General features: G+C 68.7%; 22 protein-coding genes. 13 read left to right on the top strand and 9 right to left on the bottom strand.

Going from position 1 to position 24021, the window contains the following annotated elements; all coding sequences use genetic code 11:
• Positions 1-30 precede the first annotated feature (30 nt).
• Entirely contained in the window at positions 31-441 is a 411-nt protein-coding gene (locus ACLBV5_RS07765) for a BLUF domain-containing protein (RefSeq protein WP_244093241.1), read from the bottom strand.
• Positions 442-585: 144 nt separating this feature from the next.
• On the opposite strand from ACLBV5_RS07765, the gene hslV reads away from it, so the two are divergent.
• Positions 586-1143 carry an ATP-dependent protease subunit HslV gene (hslV, locus tag ACLBV5_RS07760; RefSeq protein ID WP_025976295.1) on the top strand — a complete coding sequence of 186 codons (558 nt, stop codon included), beginning with the start codon at positions 586-588 and terminating at the stop codon, positions 1141-1143.
• 72 nt (positions 1144-1215) lie between these two features.
• Positions 1216-2520, top strand: coding sequence for an ATP-dependent protease ATPase subunit HslU (gene hslU / locus ACLBV5_RS07755; RefSeq protein ID WP_134581854.1), 1305 nt, complete (start codon positions 1216-1218; stop codon positions 2518-2520).
• 138 nt (positions 2521-2658) lie between these two features.
• On the opposite strand, the gene ACLBV5_RS07750 is transcribed toward hslU, so the two are convergent.
• The gene (locus tag ACLBV5_RS07750) at positions 2659-3399 is read right to left on the bottom strand and encodes an alpha/beta fold hydrolase (RefSeq protein ID WP_447605318.1); all 741 of its coding nucleotides are present in this window, start codon (positions 3397-3399) and stop codon (positions 2659-2661) included.
• An 81-nt stretch (positions 3400-3480) separates the two neighbouring features.
• Here ACLBV5_RS07750 and ACLBV5_RS07745 point away from each other — a divergent pair, with 81 nt between their 5' ends.
• The 10 genes from ACLBV5_RS07745 (at position 3481) to ACLBV5_RS07700 (ending at position 12509) form a co-directional block, all read left to right on the top strand.
• The gene (locus tag ACLBV5_RS07745) at positions 3481-4449 is read left to right on the top strand and encodes a glycosyltransferase family 9 protein (RefSeq protein WP_447605317.1); all 969 of its coding nucleotides are present in this window, start codon (positions 3481-3483) and stop codon (positions 4447-4449) included.
• A 126-nt stretch (positions 4450-4575) separates the two neighbouring features.
• The gene (gene infC / locus ACLBV5_RS07740; protein WP_025976291.1) at positions 4576-5097 is read left to right on the top strand and encodes a translation initiation factor IF-3; all 522 of its coding nucleotides are present in this window, start codon (positions 4576-4578) and stop codon (positions 5095-5097) included.
• Between the two features lie 78 nt (positions 5098-5175).
• Positions 5176-6453 (top strand): MFS transporter, encoded by a 1278-nt coding sequence (locus ACLBV5_RS07735; RefSeq protein ID WP_447605316.1) that lies wholly within the window; start codon positions 5176-5178, stop codon positions 6451-6453.
• A 174-nt stretch (positions 6454-6627) separates the two neighbouring features.
• The gene (gene rpmI, locus ACLBV5_RS07730) at positions 6628-6825 is read left to right on the top strand and encodes a 50S ribosomal protein L35 (protein ID WP_003166435.1); all 198 of its coding nucleotides are present in this window, start codon (positions 6628-6630) and stop codon (positions 6823-6825) included.
• Positions 6826-6935: 110 nt separating this feature from the next.
• Positions 6936-7289 carry a 50S ribosomal protein L20 gene (rplT, locus tag ACLBV5_RS07725; RefSeq protein WP_025976289.1) on the top strand — a complete coding sequence of 118 codons (354 nt, stop codon included), beginning with the start codon at positions 6936-6938 and terminating at the stop codon, positions 7287-7289.
• Between the two features lie 89 nt (positions 7290-7378).
• The gene (gene pheS / locus ACLBV5_RS07720; protein ID WP_025976288.1) at positions 7379-8455 is read left to right on the top strand and encodes a phenylalanine--tRNA ligase subunit alpha; all 1077 of its coding nucleotides are present in this window, start codon (positions 7379-7381) and stop codon (positions 8453-8455) included.
• A 14-nt stretch (positions 8456-8469) separates the two neighbouring features.
• A complete protein-coding gene (locus ACLBV5_RS07715) occupies positions 8470-8886 on the top strand; it encodes a hypothetical protein (protein ID WP_303683694.1) in 417 nt (138 codons plus the stop codon).
• Between the two features lie 60 nt (positions 8887-8946).
• Positions 8947-9339, top strand: coding sequence for a pentapeptide repeat-containing protein (locus ACLBV5_RS07710; protein WP_025976286.1), 393 nt, complete (start codon positions 8947-8949; stop codon positions 9337-9339).
• Positions 9336-11729, top strand: a complete 2394-nt coding sequence (gene pheT, locus ACLBV5_RS07705; protein ID WP_447605315.1) for a phenylalanine--tRNA ligase subunit beta — start codon at positions 9336-9338, stop codon at positions 11727-11729. The genes ACLBV5_RS07710 and pheT overlap by 4 nt, the downstream gene beginning before the upstream one ends.
• Positions 11730-11888: 159 nt before the next feature.
• Complete coding sequence (locus ACLBV5_RS07700) at positions 11889-12509, top strand: DUF1134 domain-containing protein (protein WP_025976284.1); 621 nt, start codon at positions 11889-11891, stop codon at positions 12507-12509.
• 84 nt (positions 12510-12593) lie between these two features.
• Here the strand turns inward: ACLBV5_RS07700 and ACLBV5_RS07695 are convergent, their stop codons facing one another.
• From ACLBV5_RS07695 to glmS, 4 genes are all read right to left on the bottom strand, one after another.
• Positions 12594-13472, bottom strand: coding sequence for an SDR family NAD(P)-dependent oxidoreductase (locus ACLBV5_RS07695; protein WP_447605314.1), 879 nt, complete (start codon positions 13470-13472; stop codon positions 12594-12596).
• A 14-nt stretch (positions 13473-13486) separates the two neighbouring features.
• Positions 13487-14719, bottom strand: coding sequence for an NAD-dependent epimerase/dehydratase family protein (locus ACLBV5_RS07690; RefSeq protein WP_447605313.1), 1233 nt, complete (start codon positions 14717-14719; stop codon positions 13487-13489).
• 436 nt (positions 14720-15155) lie between these two features.
• On the bottom strand, positions 15156-16049 hold the full coding sequence (galU, locus tag ACLBV5_RS07685) for a UTP--glucose-1-phosphate uridylyltransferase GalU (RefSeq protein WP_227157340.1): 894 nt from the start codon (positions 16047-16049) through the stop codon (positions 15156-15158).
• Positions 16050-16132: 83 nt separating this feature from the next.
• Entirely contained in the window at positions 16133-17947 is a 1815-nt protein-coding gene (gene glmS, locus ACLBV5_RS07680; RefSeq protein ID WP_447605312.1) for a glutamine--fructose-6-phosphate transaminase (isomerizing), read from the bottom strand.
• A 185-nt stretch (positions 17948-18132) separates the two neighbouring features.
• Here glmS and glmM point away from each other — a divergent pair, with 185 nt between their 5' ends.
• On the top strand, positions 18133-19482 hold the full coding sequence (glmM, locus tag ACLBV5_RS07675) for a phosphoglucosamine mutase (RefSeq protein WP_447605311.1): 1350 nt from the start codon (positions 18133-18135) through the stop codon (positions 19480-19482).
• A 19-nt stretch (positions 19483-19501) separates the two neighbouring features.
• On the opposite strand, the gene ACLBV5_RS07670 is transcribed toward glmM, so the two are convergent.
• The 3 genes from ACLBV5_RS07670 to ACLBV5_RS07660 all read right to left on the bottom strand — a co-directional run bounded on the left by ACLBV5_RS07670 (position 19502) and on the right by ACLBV5_RS07660 (position 24011).
• On the bottom strand, positions 19502-20788 hold the full coding sequence (locus tag ACLBV5_RS07670) for a cystathionine gamma-synthase family protein (RefSeq protein ID WP_447605310.1): 1287 nt from the start codon (positions 20786-20788) through the stop codon (positions 19502-19504).
• Positions 20789-20907: 119 nt separating this feature from the next.
• Positions 20908-22215 carry an FAD/NAD(P)-binding protein gene (locus tag ACLBV5_RS07665; RefSeq protein ID WP_253122199.1) on the bottom strand — a complete coding sequence of 436 codons (1308 nt, stop codon included), beginning with the start codon at positions 22213-22215 and terminating at the stop codon, positions 20908-20910.
• Between the two features lie 296 nt (positions 22216-22511).
• Complete coding sequence (locus tag ACLBV5_RS07660; protein ID WP_447605309.1) at positions 22512-24011, bottom strand: phosphomannomutase/phosphoglucomutase; 1500 nt, start codon at positions 24009-24011, stop codon at positions 22512-22514.
• Positions 24012-24021 lie beyond the last annotated feature (10 nt).

The following is a 24021-nucleotide window of genomic DNA, read 5'->3' as shown; positions in this document are numbered from 1 at the left end:
CGGACTGTCTAGCGCAGTCCGGCCGATGCGTCAGGCGGGAAGCGCCAGGACCTGCGACGCCGTGACCAGCAAGGCTTCGGCCTGGGCCGCGCTCAACTGATCCAGGGAGGGGCGGCTCATGTGCGGCCAGACGGGACGAGGCATCTCCACCAGCGTCATCGGCCACTCCTCGAACAGGCGCACCGTGGTGTTCTGGTCCGACAGCAGGCGGATGTTCTCATGGCGCGGGTCGGCGCGCAGCCGGTCCATCAGCCGGTCCACATCGGCGCGGCGTCCTTCGATGGCCTGAAGGAAGCGGCCGTCGTGGCGCATCAGCACCCCCGTGACGCGGTCCCGGCGATTGTTTCTGATCGAGGCGCCGAGAATTTCGGCGAGAACCAGCAGGCTCGTCGCGGCGTCGCCGACGGCGTCGCTGACGTAGATGGCGCGGTGCAGGGGCAAGACGGACTCAGGTGATCGCGTGCGGGGAGGGGCTCCTGTCACGCGGGCGCGCCAGAGGCAAGCGGAGCCATGAGCATGGCGAGCGGTTCTCTGCGGCGCCGGGCCGTCTTGCGGCGACGCCGGTTCCTCGCCATCTGACCCGCCATGAACACGACCGCTTCGAACTTTCCCGACTGGCACGGCACCACCATCTTGGCGGTGCGCAAGAACGGCCGCACCGTCATCGCCGGCGACGGCCAGGTCTCGATGGGACCGACCATCGTCAAGGGCGCGGCGCGCAAGGTGCGGACTTTGGCGAACGGCAAGGTGCTGGCGGGCTTCGCCGGGGCCACGGCCGACGCCCTGACCCTGATCGAGCGTCTGGAGGCCAAACTGGAGCAGTATCCGGACCAGCTGGCGCGAGCCTGCGTCGAGCTGGCCAAGGACTGGCGCACCGACCGCTATCTGCGCCGGCTGGAGGCCATGCTGCTGGTCGCCGACAAATCCCAGATACTCACCGTCACCGGCGTCGGCGACGTGCTGGAGCCGGAATACGGCGTGGCCGCCGTCGGCTCGGGCGGCAACTATGCGTTGGCCGCCGCCCGCGCCCTGATCGACGAGAACAGCGAGCTGGACGCCGAGCAGATCGCCCGCAAGGCCATGAAGATCGCCGCCGACATCTGCGTCTACACCAACGGCAATCTGACCATTGAAAGTCTGTAGGGCGCTATCGCTCGCCGCGCGGCGGCTTGCTGCTTGAGCGCCTGATGTGCGTATTTCTGGACCGTCTGAACCATGACCGACCTTTCTCCCCGCGAAATCGTCTCTGAACTGGACCGCTTCATCGTCGGTCAGGACGACGCCAAGCGCGCCGTGGCCGTGGCGCTGCGCAACCGCTGGCGCCGCAAGCGCGTGCCCGACGACCTGCGTGACGAGGTCACGCCCAAGAACATCCTGATGATCGGCCCGACGGGCGTGGGCAAGACCGAGATCGCCCGGCGTCTGGCGCGGCTGGCCGGCTCGCCCTTCCTCAAGGTCGAGGCGACCAAGTTCACCGAGGTCGGCTATGTCGGCCGCGACGTCGATCAGATCATGCGCGATCTGGTCGAAAGCGCGCTGGTCATGGTGCGCGACAAGCGCCGCTCGGGCGTCAAGGCCAGGGCCGAGGGGCTGGCTGAGGAGCGCATCCTCGACGCTCTGGTCGGGCCCGGTTCGCAGCCCGCCACGCGCGAGGCCTTCCGCAAGAAGCTGCGCGCGGGGGAACTGGACGACAAGGAAATCGAGATCGCATTGGCCGACACCGCCTCGCCGCTGCAGGGGTTGGACGTGCCGGGCGGCGGCAACGTCGGCCTGCTGAACCTGTCGGAGATGCTGGGCAAGATGGGCGGCGGCCGCACCAAGACGGTCAAGCTGACCGTCAAGGACGCCCTGGCCCCGCTGGTCACCGAGGAGAGCGACAAGCTGCTGGATCAGGAAAGCCTGACCAAGGAAGCGCTCTTGCTGGCCGAGAACGAAGGCATCGTCTTCCTGGACGAGATCGACAAGGTCGCCGCGCGTCAGGATCGCGGCGGCGGCGCCGACGTGTCGCGCGAAGGGGTGCAGCGCGACCTGCTGCCCCTGATCGAGGGCACGACCGTCTCGACCAAATACGGGCCGGTGAAGACCGACCATGTGCTGTTCATCGCCTCGGGCGCCTTCCACGTCGCCAAGCCGTCGGACCTGCTGCCGGAGCTTCAGGGCCGTCTGCCGATCCGGGTCGAGCTGAAGGCCCTGACCCGCGACGACTTCAAGCGCATCCTGACCGAGCCCGAGGCCAATCTGATCCGTCAGAACCAGGCCCTGCTGGCGACCGAAGGGGTCGAGCTGGTCTTCACCGACGATGCCGTGGAGGCCATGGCCGACGCCGCCGTAGCCGCCAACTCCACCGTCGAGAACATCGGCGCGCGCCGTCTTCAGACGGTGATGGAGCGGGTGCTGGAAGAGACCAGCTTCAAGGCCTCCGACCTGTCCGGCCAGACCCTGACCTTCGACGGCGACAAGGTGCGCGAAAAGGTCGGCGACCTGGCCAAGAACGTGGATCTCAGCCGGTTTATTCTGTGACGGCCTGAGCTTCTCCTCCCCACGTCGTGGGGAGGTGGATCGGCGGCGTAGCCGCCGAGACGGAGGGGCCGCTTGGTTCTGCTGGCTGAGGCCCCTCCACCGCTACGCGGTCCCCCTCCCCATTGCATGGGGAGGAAATCAGCCCCGCATCGCCTCCACCGCGTCGACCAACCGCTCCAGCTCCGCCGGGCTCGACAGGCGGTGGTCGCCGCCTTCGATGAGGTCGAGCCGCAGGTCGCCGCCGCTGAGGCGTTCGGCCAGCTCGACCTGACGGCGCCATGGCACGACGTCGTCGGCGCGGCCCTGCAGCACGTGCACCGGGGCGGTGATGTCGATGCGCCCGTCCAGCAGCAGCCAGTCGCGGGCCTCCTCGAACATCCGCCGGGTCAGGACGTAGGAGCCGAGGCCTTCTTCTGTGATGACCGTCTCGCCGTCGCGCAGGATGGCCTGGCGTTCGTGGTCGGCCAGCCCCGGCCACATCAGCTTTTCGGTGAAGTCCTGCGCCGGGTTGACCAGCACCACCCCCTTGACCCGCTGCGGCCTCGCCAGCGTCGCCAACAGCGCCACCCAGCCGCCCATGGACGAGCCGACCGGGATCACCGGCCCCTCAAGACTGTCGATCAGGGCGATCGCGTCCTCGCGCCAGCGGCCGATGGTGGCCTGTTTCCAGTCGCCGCTTGATGCGCCGTGGGCGAAGTGGTCGTAGCGGACGTAGTTCCAGCCGCGCTCGCGGGCGGCGGCGTCCAGCGCCAGGGCCTTGGTTCCCTCCATGTCCGAGCGGAAGCCGCCGATCCAGATGACCGTCGGGCCGTCGCCCGTGACCGCCTTATAGGCCAGGGTCTCGCCGTCGGGGCGGGCCAGCGTGTCGAAGTCGGACATGGAAACTCCTCGGACTGTCATTCCTCGCGGAATGGCTTTAGCAGAGACGACGATTGTTCACAGAGGCCGCGAGGCGCCCGCTTGTCTGCTCCCAAAGCCCTGTTCGTCAGCTCCAACCGGATCGGCGACTGCGTCATCTCCTCGGGCGTGATCCGCGAGATCGCGCGCCAGCTGCCGGGGGTTCAGATCACCGTCGCCTGCGGCCGGCCGCCCGCGCCCTTCTTCCGTTCGGCCCCGAACGTCGAGCGCGTCATCATCCTCGACAAGAAGAAGGCCGCCGGACACTGGCTCGATCTGTGGAAACAGGTGCGCGGCACGCAGTGGGACATGGTCGTGGACATCCGCGGCTCGGCGCTCGCCTATCTGATCCCGGCCAAGCGCCGCATCGTCTACACCCGCCGCTGGGAGACCGGCCTGCGCAAGGTCGAGATGGTGTCGGCCCTGATGGGCTCGTCCACGCCGCTGGACCCGGAAATCTTCCTCGACGATCAGGCGCGGGCCGAGGCCGCCGCCGTCATCGACCCGCAGCTGGCAGGCGGCGCCGGTCCCGGCCCGATCATCGCGCTCGCCCCCATCGCGCACCAGCCCGGCAAGTCGTGGCCCGCCGAGCGCTGGGGCCAGCTGGTGGAGAAGCTGAAGGCCGAGCCGCGCTTTGACGGTTGGCGCTTCATGCCGGTCGGCGGCCCCGGCGACCGACCGCCCGCCACCCCGGCGCTGGAGGCGGCGGGACCGCGCGGCATCAACTGCGTGGGCAAGGGCGACATCCTGTGCTCGGCCGCCGCCATCGACCGCGCGACCCTGTTTGTCGGCAACGACAGCGGCCTGATGCATGTCTCTGCGGCGCTGGGGCGGCCGACGCTGGGCCTGTTCGGTCCGACCGAGTGGTGGCTCTATGGACCGTGGGGGCCGAAGACGCGCACCGTGGCCTCGAACGAGACGCGCGGCCAGTTCGCCCCGATCGAGGACCTGAGCGTCGATCATGTGTTCGATGGGGTGCTGGCGCTGCACGACGCCTATGTCGCGAACGGGTTTAACCCCGAGAAGCCTTGAAATCCGGGCCTTCTATCGCCATATTCGCGGCGCTCGAAGAGAATGGCGCCTGGCGCCGTCCGCCTTCGTCCGCTCATTTCGCCTATCTTCTGATCACATAAGGAAACGACGCCCATTCGCCGTCCCATGCAAGCGCCGCCCGTAAAGGACGGGCCGCCCATCAACCAGGATATCCGCGCCGCCCGCGTTCTGCTCATCGACCAGAATGGGGAAAAACAGGGCGTCATGCCTTTGTCCGCCGCGCTTGAGGCCGCCGAAGAGGCTGGCCTGGACCTGGTTCAGATCGTCGCCAACGCCGAAACGCCGGTGTGCAAGATTCTCGACTACGGCAAGCATCGTTTCCAAGAACAGAAAAAGAAGGCTGAGGCGCGCAAGCGTCAGAAGGTCGTCGAGCTGAAGGAAATCAAGCTCCGCCCGAACATCGACAGCCACGATTACGATGTGAAGGCCAAGGCCATGCATCGCTTCTTCGACGACGGCGACAAGGTCAAGGTGACCATCCGCTTCCGGGGCCGCGAAATGGCCCACCCCGAACTGGGCATGAAGCTGATGCACAAGGTCCAGGCCGATTTCGAGGAAGAGGCCAAGGTCGAGTTCCATCCCAAGATGGAAGGCCGCCAAATGATCATGATCCTGGCGCCGCGCTGATCGCGCACTGAACGACAAGACTATGGACGCCCCGGCCTTGCGGCCGGGGCGTCTTACTATCCGGCGGGAAAAACACGAATGACGGCCCACACGATCAAGGCTCCCGGCGGGGGCGCTCCGACCCTGGCGGTTCTGTTCGCGGTGGTCTTCATCAATCTGGTCGGGTTCGGCCTGGTGGTGCCGCTGCTGCCGTTCTTCGCGCAGAGCCTGCAGGCCGAGCCGTGGCAGATCACCCTGATGTTCTCGGCCTATTCCCTGGGTCAGTTCTTCGCCGAGCCCTTCTGGGGGCGGCTGTCGGACCGCATCGGGCGCAAGCCGGTGCTGCTGGTCACCTTGGCGGCCAACGCCCTGGGCTATCTGTTGCTGGCGTTTGCGCCGACCATCTGGGCGGCGATCCTGGTGCGGCTGTTCACTGGGCTGGGCGCGGGCAATATCTCGACGGTCCAGGGTTATATCGCCGATGTCACCCCGCCCGAGCGCCGGGCCGGACGCATGGGGATGATCGGCGCCGCCTTTGGTCTGGGCTTCATCGTCGGGCCAGGCCTGGGCGGCCTGCTGGTCCAGCCGCAGATGGGCCATGTCGGCTATCAACTGCCGATCTTCGCCGCCTCGGGCGCTGCCGTGCTGGCGGCGCTGGGCGTGATGTTCTTCCTGCGCGAGAGCCGCACGCGGACGGATCCGGCGGCGCCGCGTCCGGCATTCCTGTCGGGCGTCAGCTTCGCCCGCACCGATGAGGTGATCTCGCGCGTCCTGGTGGTCAGCCTGATCTATCTGGCGGGCTTTTCGGCGATGGAGGCCGCCTTCGGCCTGTGGGCCGAGCAGCGCTACGCCTGGACGGCGCGCGAGGTGGGGCTCAGCTTCATGATCGTGGGGCTGATCTCGGCGGTGAACCAGGGACTGGTGGCCGGGCGGCTGGCGCGGCGCTTCGGCGAGGCGCGGGTGCTGGCGGCCGGGATGCTGCTGTTCGGCCTGTCGTTGGTGCTTCAGGTGGCCGCGCCGGTCGCCTGGTTCCCGGCGGGGCGGATCGACCTGGGCCTGTTCAGCCTCCCGCTGGTCGCCGGCTGGATCATTCCGGTCATCATGGGGATCGGCGCCTGCGGCATGTCGCTGGCCATGCCCAACATCTCGGCTCTGATCAGCCGCTCGTCGCCGCCGGACCGGCAAGGCGCCATGCTGGGGCTGAACATGGCGGCGGGCTCGATGGCCCGGATCGTCGGCCCCATCGTCGCCGGGGTGCTGTATTCGGCGGTCGGGCCGGACTGGCCCTTCCTGGTCGGCGCCGCTCTGACCCTTCCCGCAGCGGCCATGGCGATCAACGCCGGGCGCGCCGTGCGCCGTCGTTCGGCCCGGGCGTGACAAGGCCAGCGCGGACTCTTCTTGCCTCTGCGCGGCTCTTGGCGTAAAAGCCGCGCCTTCGCGTACCGGACCGCCGGGCGAACAGGCATGCCTGGGCGGTCTTAAATCAGGCTGGCGCTGGTCGGGCTCAAGTAGCTCGAAGAGCGGTAGCCCTCTAAAAGACAGAGAGTGAAAATGCCGAAGCTGAAGACGAAGTCGGGCGCCAAGAAGCGCTTCAAATTCACCGCGACGGGCAAGGTCAAGGCTGGCGTGGCCGGCAAGCGCCACCGTTTGATCAGCCACAACTCGAAGTACATCCGCCAGAACCGCGGCACTTCGGTCATGGCCGACGCCGACGCCAAGAAGATCAAGTCCTACATGCCGTACGCCTGATCGGCGCACGCAGACACGATCTCTCAACCGCATAGAATTTGAACTAAAGCCTCTCATGCAGTGAGCCGCCGCGCGGCGAACGTCAGAGGCTTCCCGAAGGGAAATTTACAATGGCTCGCGTCACCCGGGGCGTCACCGCCCACGCCAAGCACAAGAAGATCCTGAAGCAGGCCAAAGGCTTCTACGGCCGCCGCAAGAACACCATCCGCGCCGCCAAGGCCGCGGTGGATCGCGCTGGTCAGTACGCCTACCGCGACCGTCGCAACAAGAAGCGCTCGTTCCGCGCCCTGTGGATCCAGCGCATCAACGCCGCGGCCCGCACCGAAGGCTTCACCTACTCGCAGTTCATGCACGGCCTGAACAAGGCGGGCATCGAACTGGACCGCAAGGTCCTGGCCGCCATCGCCGCCGATGAAGCCGGCTTCAAGGGCATCGCCGACAAGGTTCGCGCGGCCCTCGCTTAAGCCTTTCTCCCTCACGGGATGAAGCAAAAGCCCTCCGGTTCGCGCCGGGGGGCTTTTTGCTTTCGTTCCTAACGGCTAGACGAACGCCCATGACCGATCTCGCTCAACTGGAACTGGACCTCATCAACGCCATCGGCTCGGCCGAGAGCGTGGCGGGTCTGGAAGACATCCGCGTCGCCGCCCTCGGCAAGTCCGGCTCGATCTCGGGCCTGCTGAAAGGCATGGGGGCGCTGAGCCCGGATGAGCGCCGCGAGCGCGGCCCCGTCATCAACGGCCTGCGGGACCGGGTGTCGTCGGCCCTGAGCGCCCGTAAGGCCGAGCTGGAAGCCGCCGAACTGGACGCTCGCCTGCTGGCCGAACGCGTCGACCTGACCCTGCCCAGCCGCCCGCGCCGCAAGGGCGGGGTGCACCCGACCATGCAGGTCATGGACGAGATGGTCGCCGTTTTCGCCGACATGGGCTTCTCGGTCGCCGAGGGGCCGGACATCGAGGACGATTTCCACAACTTCACCGCCCTGAACTTCCCGCCCAAGCATCCGGCGCGGGAGATGCACGACACCTTCTTCCTGAAGCCCGACCCGGAAACGGGCGAGCGCAAGGTGCTGCGCACCCACACCAGCCCGGTGCAGGTCCGCACCATGATGTCGCAGAAGCCGCCGATCCGCATCATCGCGCCCGGCCGCACCTTCCGTAAGGACAGCGACGCGACCCACACGCCGATGTTCCACCAGATCGAAGGCCTGGTGATCGACCGCGACATCCACATGGGCCACCTGAAGACGACGCTGGAGACCTTCATCGCCCGCTTCTTCGAGCTGGACGACGTGCACGCCCGTTTCCGCCCGCACCACTTCCCCTTCACCGAGCCCTCGGCCGAGATGGACATCCGCTGCGACCGCTCGGGCGGCAAGCTGACCCTGAACGAGGGCGAGGACTGGTTGGAGATTCTGGGCTGCGGCATGGTGCACCCGAACGTGCTGCGCAACTGCGGCATCGACCCGGACGAGTATCAGGGCTTCGCCTTCGGCATGGGCGTTGATCGCCTGGCCATGCTGAAATACGGGGTGCCGGACCTGCGCCCCATGTTCGAGGCCGATACGCGCTGGCTGGCGCACTACGGTTTCTCCGCCTTCGCCGCGCCGAATCCGGCGTCGGGCCTCAGCTGAACTGGAACACGCTCATGACCGACCAGACCGAGATGTCGCCCGAAGAAAAACTGGGCCGCGAGATCGTCGCCCGCACCACGTTTGAGAAGGAAGCCGTCTGGCTGCCGTCCCTGGCCGTCCATCACATGAACGCCGGACAGGTCTTCATCGACGGCAAGACCTTCACCGAATGCCTGATCGAGGGCCCGGCGGTGATGGCGATCATGAACGGCACCACCTTCGACGGCTGCAACATGGGCGTGGCCGAGGACCCGCGCACCCTGTTGCTGGACCCGCGCGGCTCCATGATCGCCGGGGCGATCGGCATGTCCAACTGCCGCTTCGTGCGCTGCCGTTTCGTGCAGGTGGCCTTCACCGGCGCCAAGGAGGCGCTGGACGAACTGGAGCAGGGCCTGCTGAGCGCCCGCGCCGAGGCGCAAACCAAGGGGTGACGCCTGCGGGCGCCGGGAGCGGCGCCGCTCGCCCCCTTCAGTGTTCTTTGAAAGATTCTCATGACTGACACCCCCATCACCCTCGAAGCGCTCGGCCCCGGCCCCACCTATGTCGGCAAGAACGTGTGGCTGCCCCAGTTGTTCATGGAGACGGCGCGCGCCGGCCTGCCCGTCATCGAGAACCGTCGCTTTGAGAACTGTCTGATGGAAGGGCCGGCCGTCCTGCTGCCGCTGGAAGGCTGCAATTTCGACGGCTGCAACATGGGCGACGCCAAGGGCGATCCGCGTAACCTGATGCTGACGCCGATGGGGCCGCAGCGCGTCACCGGGCCGATCCCGTTCAAGAACTGCCAGTTCATCAACTGCAACTTCCTCGGCGTCGGCTTCACCGGCCCGTCGGAGTTCCTCGACAATATGGCAGCGGCGCTGTCCCAGTCAGGATCGGCGCAATGAAGTTCACGCTTTCCTGGCTGAAGGTCCACCTCGATACCGAGGCGCAGGTCGATCAGGTCGCCGAGGCCATGACCATGGCCGGGCTGGAGGTCGAGGAGGTCCACGACCCCATCGCCGCCCTGGCCCCCTTCACGGTCGCGCGCATCGTTTCGGCCGAGCGTCATCCGAACGCCGACCGCCTGCAGGTCTGTCAGGTCGAGACCGTGGACGGCCTGAAGGAGATCGTCTGCGGGGCGCCCAATGCGCGGGCTGGGCTGACCACCATCTACGCCCCCATCGGCGCCTATGTGCCGGGTCTGGGCGTGACCCTGGTCGAGAAGCCGGTGCGCGGCGTGGTGTCCAACGGCATGCTGTGTTCGGCCGCCGAGCTGGAACTGGCGGACGACAGCGACGGCATCCTTGAACTGTCGGATGACCTTCAGGTCGGTGCTCCCGCTGCGGGCGTCTTCGGCGCCGAGCCGGTCATCGACTTCGAGGTGACGCCGAACCGTCCCGACTGGCTCGGCGTGGCGGGCATCGCCCGTGACCTGGCCGCCGCCGGGCTCGGCAAGCTGACGACGCCGGAGATCGCGCCGGTCGCGGGGGCTTTTGACAGCCCCGTCTCGGTGACGCTGGAAGCGCCCGACCTGTGCCCGGTCTTCGCCGGTCGCGTGATCCGCGGCGTGCGGAACGGCCCGTCGCCGCAGTGGCTGCAACAGCGGCTGACGGCCATCGGCCTGCGTCCGATCAACCGCCTCGTCGACATCACCAACCTGATTTCCTACGACCGCGCGCGGCCGCTGCATGTCTATGACCTGGCGACCCTTTCGGGCGACCAGATCGTGGTGCGCGCCGGTCGCGGCGACGCCGATCAGATCGAGGCGCTGGACGGCAAGACCTATGCGCCGGGCGCCGCCGACTGCGTCATCGCCGACGCCGGGGGCCAGCGCGTCATCGGCCTGGGCGGCGTCATGGGCGGCGTCTCGACCGGCTGCTCGGACGAGACGGTCGACGTCTTCGTTGAAAGCGCCTGGTTCGACCCCATCGCCACGGCCCAGACCGGGCGCGCGCTGGGGATCAACTCGGACGCCCAGTACCGCTTTGCGCGCGGCGTCGACACGGCCTCGGTCGTGCCGGGGCTGGAGTTGGCGACGCAGCTGATCCTGGACCTGTGCGGCGGCGAGCCGTCGACGGTCGCGGTGGCGGGGGAGGCTCCGGCCGCCCCGGCCGCCTTCGCCTTTGATCCGTCCTATGTGAAGCGCCTGTCGGGCATGGACCTCAGCGACGACCGGATCTTCGAGATCCTGTTCGCCCTGGGCTTCACCGTCATGCGCGGGTCGCCCTGGTCGGTGACGCCGCCGTCCTGGCGCCGCGACGTCGAAGGCCCGGCCGATCTGGTCGAAGAGGTCGCCCGCATCGAGGGCTACGCCGCCCTGCCCGACACGCCCCTGCCGCCCGTCGCCCCGCCCCCGGGCGGGGTGCTCAGCCCGCGTCAGGCGCGCGTGCGCACGGCCCGCCGCGCCCTGGCGGCCCTGGGCTATGCCGAGGCCGTCACCTGGTCCTTCACCAAACAGTCGATCGCGGCCCTGTTCGGCGGCGGCGACGAGCGTCTGGTGCTGGAAAACCCCATCGCGGCCGATCTGGACTGCATGCGGCCTTCGGCCTTGCCGAACCTGATCCAGGCGGCGGCGCGCAACGCCGCGCGCGGCCACGCCGACGTCGCCCTGTTCGAGATCGGCCCCATCTATCTGGACGACCAGCCCAACGGGCAGCGCACCGTCATCGCCGGGTTGGTCGCGCCGCACGCCGACCGGCACTGGGGCGGGGCGGGGGAAGACCCCCTGTTCGCGCTGAAGGGCGACCTGCTGGCCGTGCTGGAAGAAATCGGCGCCCCGGTCGGCTCCCTGCAGCTGGCGCAAGGGTCGAACCGCGACTGGTGGCACCCCGGCCGCTCGGCCCGACTGCAACTGGGGCCCAAGAACGTCATCGTCGAGTTCGGCGCCCTGCACCCGCGCGTGCTGAAGGCGCTGGACGCCGACGGCCCCATGCTGGCGTTCGAGATCGTGCTTGATTCCGTGCCGGAACCGCGCGGCAAGGGCGGCAAGGCGCGCGGCGCGGCGGATCTGCCCAACCTGATGCCCCTGACCCGCGACTTCGCCTTCCTGATGGACGAGGCCAAGGCCGTGGGCGACCTGACCCGCGCCGTGGCGGGCGCTGACAAGGCCTTGATCGTCGATGTCCGCGTGTTCGACGTCTATCGCGGCCAGGGCGTGCCGGAAGGCCAGAAGTCGGTCGCCATCGAGGTCGAGATCCAGCCCCGCGCCGCCACCCTGACGGAGGCCGAGATCGAGGCCCTGATGGCCAAGGTGAAGGCCGCCGCCGCCAAGGCGGGCGGAACGCTGCGCGCCTGAAGACAGAAAAAACCGGCGGCCTGAGTCACGGGCCGCCGGAACTTCTGCGGCCAAGCAATCTTCGGTTAACCTTAAAGCCCCAAGGCTGCCGTAAAAGGCACGGACGGTAGGCCAAGCCCGCGACGACGGGCGGACCGTCCTTAGCCGGGAGCCTCGACCATGCACCGCCGCCAACTGATCCGCACCAGCCTCGGCCTCGCCGCCGCCGGCGCCCTGCCCGCCGGCCTGGGCGCCTGCGCCAGCCGCCCGCCGGCCGATCCCAACTATCCGATCGCCTCGGACAACAACGCCCAGGCCTATACCTTTGACGAGCTGGTCGCCGCCGGGTCGCGCGAGCTCGGCATCGCGGCCGAGGCCGTGGGCGGCGCCATCGAGCGCATCTTCGCCGAACAGGGCGACCGCCCGACCGCCTATATCGCGGGCGAGGAAGGCGCGGGCGCCGTCGTGGCCGGCCTGCGTTACGGTCGCGGCGCCCTGCACATGAAGGACCTGTCCGCCTCGCAGGAGGTGTTCTGGCAGGGCGCCTCCATCGGCTGGGACTGGGGGGGCAACGCCAGCCGGGTCTTCACCCTGGTCTACGGCCTTTATCACCCCGACATGCTCTATCGCCGCTATCCGGGCGTCGAGGGCTCGGCTTATCTGATTGCGGGTCTCGGCGTGAACTATCAGCGCGCCGACGGCATCGTCCTGGCTCCGATCCGCACCGGCGTCGGCGTGCGTCTGGGCGCCAATGTCGGCACTATGAGCTACAGCCGCCAGCGAAACATCCTGCCTTTCTAAGGGACGCTATGCTCGGGTCGCGGACCCTCGGTGCTTGAGCGAAAGAGGAGGCGCGTCGATTTCGGTCGGCGCGCCTTTCGCATGTCAGGGGGTCTTCTCGGCGAGGATCGCCTCCAGCCCCTCGCGATAGGAGGGATAGCGTGGGCGCCAGCCCAGTTCGGCCTTGGCGCGGGCGTTGGAGATGCGCTTGGAGTCCAGGTAGAAGCGGCGCATGGCCTCGCTGACTTCGGGGGCCGTCCAATCGACCTGCGGCGGGCGCGGCAGGCCCAGGCGCTCGGCGGCCCAGGCGGTGACGACGTCGGCTGAGGTCGGTTCGTCGTCGGTCAGATTGTAGACGCCGCCGGGGCGCGGTCGGGCCATGGAGGCGAACAGGCCCGAGACGATGTCGTCCACGTGAATGCGGTTGAACACCTGGCCGGGCTTTTTCACCAGGCGCGCGGTTCCGGCGCGCAGGCGGTCGATGACGCTGCGGCCGGGACCGTAGAAGCCGGGCAGGCGGAAGACCTGCAGCGTCAGCCCCATGCCCTGGGCGCCGTCCAGCCAGTCGCGCTCGACCCGCGCGCGGCGGGCGCCTTCCAGCGTGGCGGCGTTCAGCGGATCGCCCTCGAAGGCCCAGCCGCCCGCCCGGTCGCCGTAGACGGCGGTGGAGGAGGCGTAGCCGATCCAGTCGGGCCAGGCGTCAGCCGCCAGGGGCGTCAGGGCGCGCAGCGCCGGGCAGCCGTGGGCGTCCGGCGGCGTGGTGATCAGCACCGCCTGCGCGGCGGCCAGAGCCGCGCCCAGGGCCGTGGCGTCGGCCGGATCGACCGGCGTCATCCCCTGCGCCGCCAGCGCCTGACGGGTTTCGGGGTCGCGCGAGGTGGCGAAGGCCCGGCCGCCGCGCCGCAGGGCCTCGCGCCCCGCCGCCTGTCCCAGATAGCCGCCGCCGAAGACCAACAGGGACGGGGCGGCGGCGGGTTCGGTCATCAGGCTTCGGCTTCTCAGGCGGACAGGATGCGGACGGGGGCGGCGGCGAAGGCCGTTTCAGCCTCGTCGCGGAGGGCGTCGGCGCGGCCGGCGTTCCAGGCGGTGACGCAAGGAATCTTGCTGCGGTCGGCGCGATCGGCGTAGCGCCGGGCGATGTCGGTGACATCGGCCATCAGCCCCTCGGCCAGGGTGATCGGTTTCAGCCCCAGCTCGCGGAACTGATCGTTGGCGACGACCAGTTCGTTCTCGTCGGCCTCCTGACGCGGGTTGGCGACGTTGTGGACCGGGGCGCCGGTCATGTCGGCCACCATACGGGCCAGATCGCGGACGCGGCGGCTCTCGGTCATCTGGTTGAGGATCTTGACCCGATCGCCGCGCTTGGGCGGGTTGTTCAGCGCCAGCTCGACGCAGCGCACCGTATCCTGAATGTGGATGAAGGCCCGCGTCTGGCCGCCCGAGCCGTGGACCGTCAGCGGATAGCCCAGCGCGCCCTGCATCAGGAAGCGATTGAGCACCGTGCCGTAGTCGCCGTCGTAGTCGAAGCGGTTGATCAGGCGCTCGTCCTGCTTCGTCTCCTCGGTCTGGGCGCCCCAGACGATGCCCTGGTGCAGGTCGGTGATCCGCAGGGAATCGTTCTTGGCGTAGAACTGGAACAGCAGGGCGTCCTGCGTCTTGGTCATGTGGTAGATGCTGCCGGGGTTCGGCGGGAACAGGATCTCCTGCTCGGTCGGGCCGTGGTCGGTGTCGACCGTGACCTTCAGATAGCCCTCGGGGATGCGCAGGCCCGCCGTGGTGTAGCCGTAGACCCCCATGGTCCCCAGGTGGGCCAGGTGGACATCGCGGCCGCTCTCGACGATGGCGGCCAGCAGGTGGTTGGTGGCGTTCAGATTGTTGTCGACGGTGTAGATCTTGTGCCGCGCCGACTTCATCGAATAGGGGGCGGCGCGCTGTTCGGCGAAATGGACGACGCTGTCGGGCGCCCATTCCTTGATCAGGGCGACCAGGCGGTCGAACTCCTTACCGACCGTCAGATTGACGAAGTCGATGGTGCGGCCCGACACCTCCTTCCACGCGGCGATGCGCTCGCCCATGGTGCGGATCGGGGTCAGGGAGCGGATCTCCAGCTCATTGTCGATGTTGCGGCGGCTGAGGTTGTCGACGATCAACACCTCCCAGCCGCGCGCCGACAGGTGCAGGGCCGTGGGCCAGCCGCAGAAGCCGTCGCCGCCCAGAATCATCACGCGCATCGGTCGAACCTCGTTTTCAACGTCCCCTCTTGCCTAGCCGAACGCGTGAGCGGGCGAAAGCGTGGCGCGCGGGGAGCGGCTAAAGCGACGCAGGACGTAAAAACAGAGTCCAATTCGTCTGAATCGTCTGAAATCGGAGGGATTGGTCCGGCGCAAACGGGATCATGAGGCGATGGGATAATGAGGCGGACTGATCGAGACCTGCATGAAGCGAGGATTTGAAATCAAAGCGGTTTTTTGCGCCTGTTATGCAGACTCCGCAGGCCCTTCTCCCCTTGTGGGAGAAGGTGGGCGCCGGAGGCGCTCGGATGAGGGGTGTGAGCGCGACCTTTAGACGACGAGGCGGAACACTAGCGGCAGGTTTGCCAACGCGCCGTCGCCCCCCCTCATCCGTCAGGCTTCGCCTGCCACCTTCTCCCACAAGGGGAGAAAGGAATTAAAGCAGGCCCTCAATGGCGGCGCGGGCGGCGTCGCCCAGGTCGGGACGCTTCAGGGCCAGGGCGACGTTGGCGCGCAGCAGGCCGATTTTGTCGCCGCAGTCGTGGGTCACGCCCTCATACTCATAGGCGGTGAAGGTCTGCGACTGCATCAGCCGGGCCATGGCGTCGGTCAGCTGAATCTCGCCGCCTGCGCCGCGCTCCTGCGTCTCCAGCAGGTCGAAGATTTCCGGCTGCAGGATGTAGCGGCCCGAGATCGACATGTTCGACGGGGCCGTGCCCTGGGCGGGCTTTTCGACCATGCCCTTCATGCCGTAGCGGCGGCCGTCGTGGGAGGCGGGGTCGATGATGCCGTATTTGTGGGTGTCGGCCTCGGGCACGGCCTCGACGCCGATGACGTTGCCGCCGACTTCGGCGTAGAGCTGGGCCAGCTGCTTCAGCGCGCCGGGCTGCGAATCCACGATCACGTCGGGCAGGATGACGGCGAACGGCTCCGGCCCGATGATGTCGCGGGCGCACCAGACGGCGTGACCGAGGCCCTTGGGCTGCATCTGGCGGGTGAAGCTCATCTCGCCGGCCTGGGCCAGCTCGGCGTTCATGGTCGCCAGGATCTCGGTCTTGCCCTTGGCCAGGAGCTGGGCCTCAAGCTCGATCTGGTGGTCGAAATAGTCCTCGATCGCCTGTTTGGCGCGGCCGGTGACGAAGACGATGTGCTCGATCCCCGCCTCGCGCGCCTCTTCCACGATATAGGAGAGGATCGGCCGGTCGACGACGTTCAGCAACTCCTTGGGCGTGGTCTTGGTGCCGGGCAGAACCCGCGTGCCGAGACCGGCCACGGGCAGGACCGCCTTGCGCAGAGGGGCTGGGCGAAGGCGGGCGGGGGAGGTCGTCATGGATCGTCCTGATCAGCCTTGGGGCGCCTGTCATAGGCGCAATTTGTGAAGCTTCCAAACGCCCCCGGCCCGATCGGGTTCGCCTATTCCACCGTCACCGACTTGGCCAGGTTGCGGGGCTGGTCGACGTCGGTGCCCTTCTGGACGGCGGTGTAGTAGGCCAGGAGCTGCATCGGCACGGCGTAGACCAGAGGCGCGATCAGGGCCGGACAGTCCGGGGCGTGGACGCGGCGGACGCCCGCGCCGTGCAGGGCCGGCGCCGTCTCGGGCGTGATCATGATGACCGGTCCGCCGCGCGCGGCGACTTCCTGCAGGTTGGAGGCGGTCTTCTCGAACAGGTCGTCCAGCGGGGCCAGGGCGACGGTCGGGGTGGCCTCGTCGATCAGGGCGATGGGGCCGTGCTTCAGCTCGCCCGCGGCATAGCCCTCGGCGTGGATGTAGCTGATCTCCTTCAGCTTCAGCGCGCCTTCCATGGCCAGCGGGAACATCGGGCCGCGCCCCAGGAACAGGACGTCGCGCGCCTTGGCCAGGTCGAGCGTCAGGGCGTGGATGCCCGCGTCCATCTGCAGGGCCTCGGCGATCAGGCGCGGGGCCTCGAACAGGGCCTTGACCAGTTCGGCCTCCTGAACGGCGTCGATCCGGCCGCGCGCCACGCCCGCCGCCACGGCCAGCGACAGAAGGGCGGCGACCTGGGCGGTGAAGGCCTTGGTCGAGGCGACGCCGATCTCGGGGCCGGCGTGGGTCGGCCACAGCACGTCCGCCTCGCGCGCCATGGAGGAGGTGTGGACGTTGACGACGGCGGCGGTCTTCAACCCCTGCGCCTTGCACCATTTCAGGCCCGCCAGGGTGTCGGCGGTCTCGCCCGACTGGCTGACGGCGACGGCGAGCGTGCCGGGCGACAGGGCCGGGTCGCGGTAGCGGAACTCCGACGCGATCTCGACGTCGCAGGGCAGGCCGGCGTACTTCTCAAAGGCGTATCGGCCGATCTGAGCGGCGTAGAAGGCCGTGCCGCAGGCGACGATCTGGATGCGGCTCAGGGCGGCGAAGTCCACGGCCTGAACCTTGGCCTTGCCGGAGACCAGGTCGAGGTATTCCGACAGGGTGTGCTGGACGCTGTCGGGCTGTTCGTGGATCTCCTTTTCCATGAAGTGGCGGTATTCGCCCTTCTCGACCAGGGCCGAGGAGGCGGAGACCTGCACCACGGCGCGATCGGCCGGGCGGCCCGAGGCGTCGAACATGCGCGCGCCGGTGCGGGTCACGGCGACGAAATCGCCCTCTTCCAGATAGGAGATCTTCTGGGTGAAGGGGCCGACGGCCAGGGCGTCCGAGCCCAGGTACATCTCGCCCTCGCCCCAGCCGACGACCAGGGGGCTGCCGCGACGCGCGCCCAGGATCAGCTCGTCCTCGCCCTCGATCAGCACGGCCAGGGCGTAGGCGCCGGTCAGACGGTCCAGGGTGGCCTTGAAGGCGTCCAGCGGCGCCATGCCGGCGGCCAGCTTGTGGTCCAGCAGATGGGCGACCACTTCGGTGTCGGTCTGGCTTTCGAAGACGCGGCCCTCGGCCTCCATCTCGGCCTTCAGCTCGGCGAAGTTTTCGATGATGCCGTTGTGGACCAGGCAGACGCGCCCGGCCTTGTGCGGGTGGGCGTTGCTGGTGGTGGGGGCGCCGTGGGTGGCCCAGCGGGTGTGGCCGATGCCGACGGTTCCGGCGACCGGCTCGGCGGCCAGCACGGCCTCCAGCTCGCGGATCTTGCCCTTGGCGCGGCGGCGCTCGATGCCGCCCTCGGACTGGACGGCGATCCCGGCGGAATCGTAGCCGCGATACTCAAGCCGCTTCAGGCTGTCGATCAGGCGAGAGACGACGGGGCCGGTTCCGGTGACGCCGATGATGCCGCACATGAGGTCTGCTCCGATGGGCAGGCAGCCGCCGCTTTTTGCGCCGCGCCGCGAAATTGAGGTAAGCGAGAGGGTTCAGCCTCCGCCCTGGATCTCAGCTCTAGGAAATCGCGGGGGCGGCGACATCAAAAAATGGGTTTCGGAAGGTTTCTTTGCAAACTCCGGGGCCGCCAGCGAAGGACGGCCTTTTGGGCGAGAGAAAATACTTCGGCACCGATGGCATTCGCGGCCGGGCCAACACCCATCCGATGACGGCCGAGGTGGCCCTGCGCGTCGGCCTGGCCGCCGGGCGGCTGTTCCGCACCGACGACGACCGTCGCCATCTGGTGGTGATCGGCAAGGACACGCGCCTGTCCGGCTATATGATCGAGCCGGCGCTGGTGGCGGGCCTGGCCAGCGTCGGCATGGACGTGCGCACCTTCGGCCCCCTGCCGACGCCGGGCGTGGCGATGATGACCCGCTCGATGCGCGCCGATCTGGGCATCATGATCTCGGCCTCGCACAACGACTACGCCGACAACGGCATCAAGCTGTTCGGGCCGGACGGCTACAAGCTGTCGGACGAGATCGAGCTGAAGATCGAAGCCATGATGGACGAGGCCCTGGATCAGGACCTGGCGCCGTCGAACAAGCTGGGCCGGGTCAAGCGCATCGACGACGCCCCGCCGCGCTACATCGAGATCGCCAAACAGGCCTTCCCCAAGCGGCTGAGCCTCAAGGGCCTGCGCATCGCCATCGACTGCGCCAACGGCGCCGGCTACCGCGTGGCCCCGACGACCCTTTATGAGCTGGGCGCCGAGGTCTTCCCTGTCGGGGTGGAGCCTAACGGCCTGAACATCAACGCCGAATGCGGCTCGACCCATCCCGAGACCGTGTCGGAAGCGGTCAAGCGCTATCGCTGCGACATCGGCATCGCCCTGGACGGCGACGCCGACCGGGTCATCATCTGCGACGAAAAGGGCCATGTGGTCGACGGCGATCAGATCATGGCCCTGATCGGCCTGGACTGGGCCAAGCGCGGGCGGCTGAACGGCAACGGCGTGGTCGCCACCGTCATGTCCAACCTGGGACTGGAGCGCCGCCTGAAGGCCGAGGGGCTGACGCTGGAGCGCACCAAGGTCGGCGATCGCTACGTCATGGAGCGGATGCGCGAGGGCGGCTTCAACATCGGCGGCGAACAGTCGGGCCACATCATCCTGAAGGACCATGCGACGACGGGCGACGGCCTGATGGCCGCGCTGCAGGTGCTGGCCGTCCTCGTCGAGGCGGGCGCGCCGATGAGCGAGCTGGCGCGCCAGTTCGAGCCGGTTCCGCAACTGCTGCAGAATGTCCGCTACACGGCCGGCAAGCCGCTGGAGGACGAGAAGGTCAAGGCGGCGATGGCCGAGGCCGAGGCCGCCCTGAACGGCTCGGGCCGCCTGCTGGTCCGTCCCTCCGGCACGGAAAAGCTGATCCGCGTCATGGCCGAGGGCGACGACGAGGCCCTGGTCAAGCGCGTGGTCAACGATGTCGCCGAGGCGGTGAAGGCGGCGGGCTGATCGCCCGCCGCGCGCGCCGTCAGATGGCGGACAGGGCCTGATCCAGGTCGGCCCACAGGTCCTCGACGTTCTCGATGCCGACCGACAGGCGCACCAGATTGTCGCCGATGCCGCTGCGCGCCTTGGCCTCTAGTGTATAGTCCGAGTGGGTCATGCTGGACGGGTGCGACGCCAGGCTCTCGGCGCCGCCAAGGCTGACGGCCAGTTTGAACAGGCGAAGCGCGTTCAGCATGCGGAAGGCCTCGGCCTCGCCGCCCGGAAGCTCCAGCGAGAAGGTCGAGCCGGCGCCCTTGCATTGGGCCTCGAAGATCGCCTGCTGTTCCGGCGAGGCGTCCGGGCCGCCCGCGGTCAGGACGGCGCTGACGCGCGGGTCGGCGCGCAGGCGCTCGGCCAGGATCAGGGCGTTGTCCTGCGCCCGCTCCATGCGGATGTGCAGGGTCTCCAGACTGCGCAGCAGCAGCCAGGCGGTGTGCGGGTCGGCGGTGGTGCCGCAGATGGTCCGCATCTCGCCGACGCGCGCCATGAGGTCCGCCCCGCCCATGCAGCCGCCCGCGATCAGGTCCGAGTGGCCGCCGACGTATTTGGTCAGGGAATAGAGGACGAGGTCGGCGCCCAGCTCCAGCGGGCTTTGCCACAGGGGGCCGAGGAAGGTGTTGTCGACGGCGATGACCGGCGGTTCGGCCTGATCCAGCGCCTTGGCGGCGGCGACTGCGCGGGCGATGTCGACCAGCTGGTTGGTCGGATTGGCGGGGGTCTCCAGATAGACGGCGGCCAGGCGTCCGCCGGTGGTCTTGGCTTGGGCGGCCGCCGCGATCATGGCGGCGTCCAGGGCGTCGGCGCCCTCGGCGGCGGGGACGCTGATCGCCTTGACGCCGTAGCGGGGCAGGATGCGGTCGAACAGATATTCGGTGCCGCCATAGGCCGGGGCCGTATAGAGGATGACGTCGCCGGGTCGCACCAGGGCCAGCATGGCGGTCGAGATGGCGGCCATGCCGCTGGAGAAGACCAGGGCCTTGTCGGCCTTGTCCCAGACGGCGAGGCGGTCCTCGAGGATCTCCAGGTTCGGATTGTTGATGCGCGAATAGATCAGGCCCAGCGCCTCGTCCGGATCGCGCTGGCGCAGGCCATAGGCGACCTCGAAGAAGCGCTTGCCGTCCTCGGCCGATTTGAAGACGAAGGTCGAGGCCTGGAACAGGGGCGCCTTGATCGCGCCCTCCGACAGGGCCGGATCATAGCCGTAGCCCATCATCAGGGTTTCGGGCGTGAGGGTGCGGTCGCCGAGGACGCGCGTGCGGTGGCGGTTCATTATTATGTTTCCTCTCCTGCGCCGGTGATAGCCGACCCGGAAAAGGCCCGCCAGACGCTAAGTCATGGAGGAGAGGCGCAGCGCTTTGGAAATTTCGACCGCAGGGCGGCCGGCGGGGATCAGGCCGTCAGGACGCGGGCGAGGGCCTCGATGCGCTGGCGGATATCCGGCACGGCGACGGTCTCCCAGAAGGCGGCGCGGGCGGGCGGGCCGAGCATGAACAGGCCAGGATCGGCGGCGCCGTCGGCGTGGATCACGCGCCCCTCGGCGTCGAGGTCGAGGCCCAGGCCGACGAGATCGAGGCGGGCGCGGCCCTGCGCGATCAGGGCGGCGGTCAGGGGCGCGCGGGCGGCGTCATGGCCGGGGCCGGTGCAGTCGATCAGCCAGTCGGCCGTCAGGCGCTGATCCTCGCCCTTGCGCGTGCGGATGCTCAGGGCGGCGCCATGGTCGCCCGCCTCGACCTCCTGCACGCGACCGGCCACGACCGCCAGGCGGCCAGCGCTGATCAGGGCGTCCAGGGCGGCGGCGACCTCGGGGGCGATGCGGTGGCGGTGGACGTCCCACCAGGGCCGCAGGTGGCGCAGGAAGCGGGCGCGCTCGGCCGTCGTCGTCGTCCGCCACAGCTCGGCGGTGACGGGGCGATAGCCCTCCATGACGCGGCGCCAGCCGTGCGCGCGCGCCAGCCGCCGCGCCGAGGCCAGGCGTAGCGACAGGGCGCCGGTCAGGGCGTCCGAGGGCAGGTCGAGCGGGGCGTCGTGATGGGGACCGTGGGCGCGCGGCAGCAGGCCCCGGCGCGACACCACCGTCGCCCGGCCGCGCCAGCCCTGGGCCTCAAGCGCCAGGACGACATCGACCATGGTCAGGCCGGAGCCGAGGATCAGGACGGAATCCTCGGCGCCGACGGCGGCCAGGGCGCCGGGCGCCCACGGATCGGCGAGGCGGCGGGGGCCTTCGCCCGCCACGGCGGGGCGCGGCGGCGGGTTGCCGGTGGCCAGCGCCACGGCGCGGCCGGGGATGCGGGCGCCGTCGGCGAGGATGACGGTCTCGCCTTCGATGCGGACGGCCTCGCCCTTCACACGACGGATCAGGCCGGGATGGGCGGCCTCGGCCTCGGCCAGGCGGGCCTGCACATAGAGGCCGTAGAGGCGGCGCGGGGCGAAGCCGTTCGGATCGGCGTAGGCGGGGGCGTGGAGCGCCAGCCAGTCGGTGAAGTCGGCGGGCCGGTCGGGGCGGGCGCTCATCCGCTCGGCGCGGACGTTCAGCCGGTGGTCGTCAAGCGGCGTGGAATAGGCGACGCCGGGGCCGATCCGCTCGCCGCGCTCGATCAGGACCGAGGCCTGACCCAATCCGGCCAGGCGCGCAGCCAGCATGGCGCCGGAGAACCCGCCGCCGACGATGACCACGGGGAGGGAGGCGGCGTCGTTCATGGGGGGAAGACGCCAGAGGCGGGCCGGCAGGTCAATCTTCCCTGCCCCACTTTGTAGGGAGTTAGACAGGCGCCGCGTTTCTCCCTCCCCGTCCCGGGGAGGGTGGTCGCGCAGCGACCCGGTGGGGAGGGCCGGGCGAGGCGGGGCTTGGCCTGTCTCGCCACCAGCCTGGCCCCCAGCGTATCTGGCCCCTGCGTCTACATCGCCTTGCCGCCCCCACCCGTCTTCGGCTTCGCCTCAGCCACCCTCCCCGGGACGGGGAGGGAGAGGCGCGGGCTTGGCCTCTGGCGGGCGGCTCAGATTTCCTGGTTGAAGGCGCCGATTTCCGGGTGGGCGGCCAGGCGCGGCTTGATCTCCTTGCGGAACAGGTCGCGCATGTCGTCGGCGGAGCGCATGCTCTCGACCACCACGACCAGTTCGGGCTTGTTGGACGAGGCGCGCACCAGCACCCAGGAGCCGTCCTCGAGGTGGACGCGCACGCCGTTGACGGTGATGGCCTCGACGATCTTGCGGCCGAGAATTTCGCCGCCAGAGGCCGCCAGGTCCTCGTACTCCTTCACGATCTTGGCCAGCACGTCGTACTTCAGCTCGTCGTCGCAGTGCGGCGACATGGTCAGCGAAGTCCAGGCGTCGGCCAGGGCGGTCTTCAGTTCGCTGAGGCTCTTGCCGGGATTGCGGTCCAGCATGGCCAGCACGGCGCCCGCCGCCACCAGGCCGTCGTCATAGCCGTGGCCCAGATCGCCCGACAGGAAGAAGTGGCCCGACTTCTCGAACCCGGCCAGAGCGCCCAGTTCAGCGGTCTTGCGCTTGATATAGGAGTGGCCGGTCTTCCAGTAGACGGTGGTCGCGCCGTTGGCCTTGAGCACCTCGTCGGTCTTGTACAGGCCGGTCGACTTCACATCGACGACGAAGGTCGCGTTCGGGTGGATGGCCGACAGGTCGCGGGCCAGCATCAGGCCGATCTTGTCGGCGAAGATCTCCTCGCCCGTGTCGTCGACCACGCCGCAGCGGTCGCCGTCGCCGTCGAAGCCGAGGGCGAGATCGGCGCCCGTCTCCCTCACCTTGGCCGCCATCTGCATCAGCATGGCGTGGTCTTCCGGGTTCGGATTGTATTTGGGGAAGGTGTAGTCGAGGTCGGTGTCCATTTCGATCACCTCGGCGCCCATCAGGCGCAGCACCTCGGGGGCGAAGGCGCCGGCGGTGCCGTTGCCGCAGGCGGCCACGACCTTCAGCGGGCGGGACAGCTTCACCTTGGACGCCACGTCCTTGATGTAGGTCTCGCGGAAGCCTTCGACGCGCTCCAGCCGACCGCCGGGGCGGGCGACGCCCTGGCCGTTCAGCACGATCTCCTTCAGGCGGCCCATTTCGTCAGGGCCGAAGGTCAGCGGCGCCTGGGCGCCCATCTTCACGCCGGTCCAGCCGTTCTCATTGTGGCTGGCGGTGACCATGGCGACGCAGGGGCAGTCCAGCGCGAACTGGGCGTAATAGGCCATCGGCGACAGGGCCAGGCCGATGTCCAGCACCTCCATGCCGCCTTCGAGCAGGCCCAGGATCAGCGCCTGCTTCACCGACAGGGAATAGCCGCGGAAGTCGTGGCCGACGGCGATCTTCGGCGTCTGGCCGATCTCATGGACATAGGTGGCCAGGCCTAGGCCCAGGGCCTGAATGCCCAGCAGGTTGATCTCTTTTTCCAGGATCCAGCGGGCGTCGTATTCGCGAAAGCCGGTCGGCTTGACCAGAGGCAGGGTTTCATATTCCGCAGTGTTGGGGCGGATGTCCTGACGGGGCTTTTGCATAAGTCTTCCT

Source organism: Brevundimonas sp. M1A4_2e, assembly GCF_053345555.1.
Note: the sequence above shows the minus strand (reverse complement) of the source record. Positions and strands in the feature narration are given on the sequence as shown.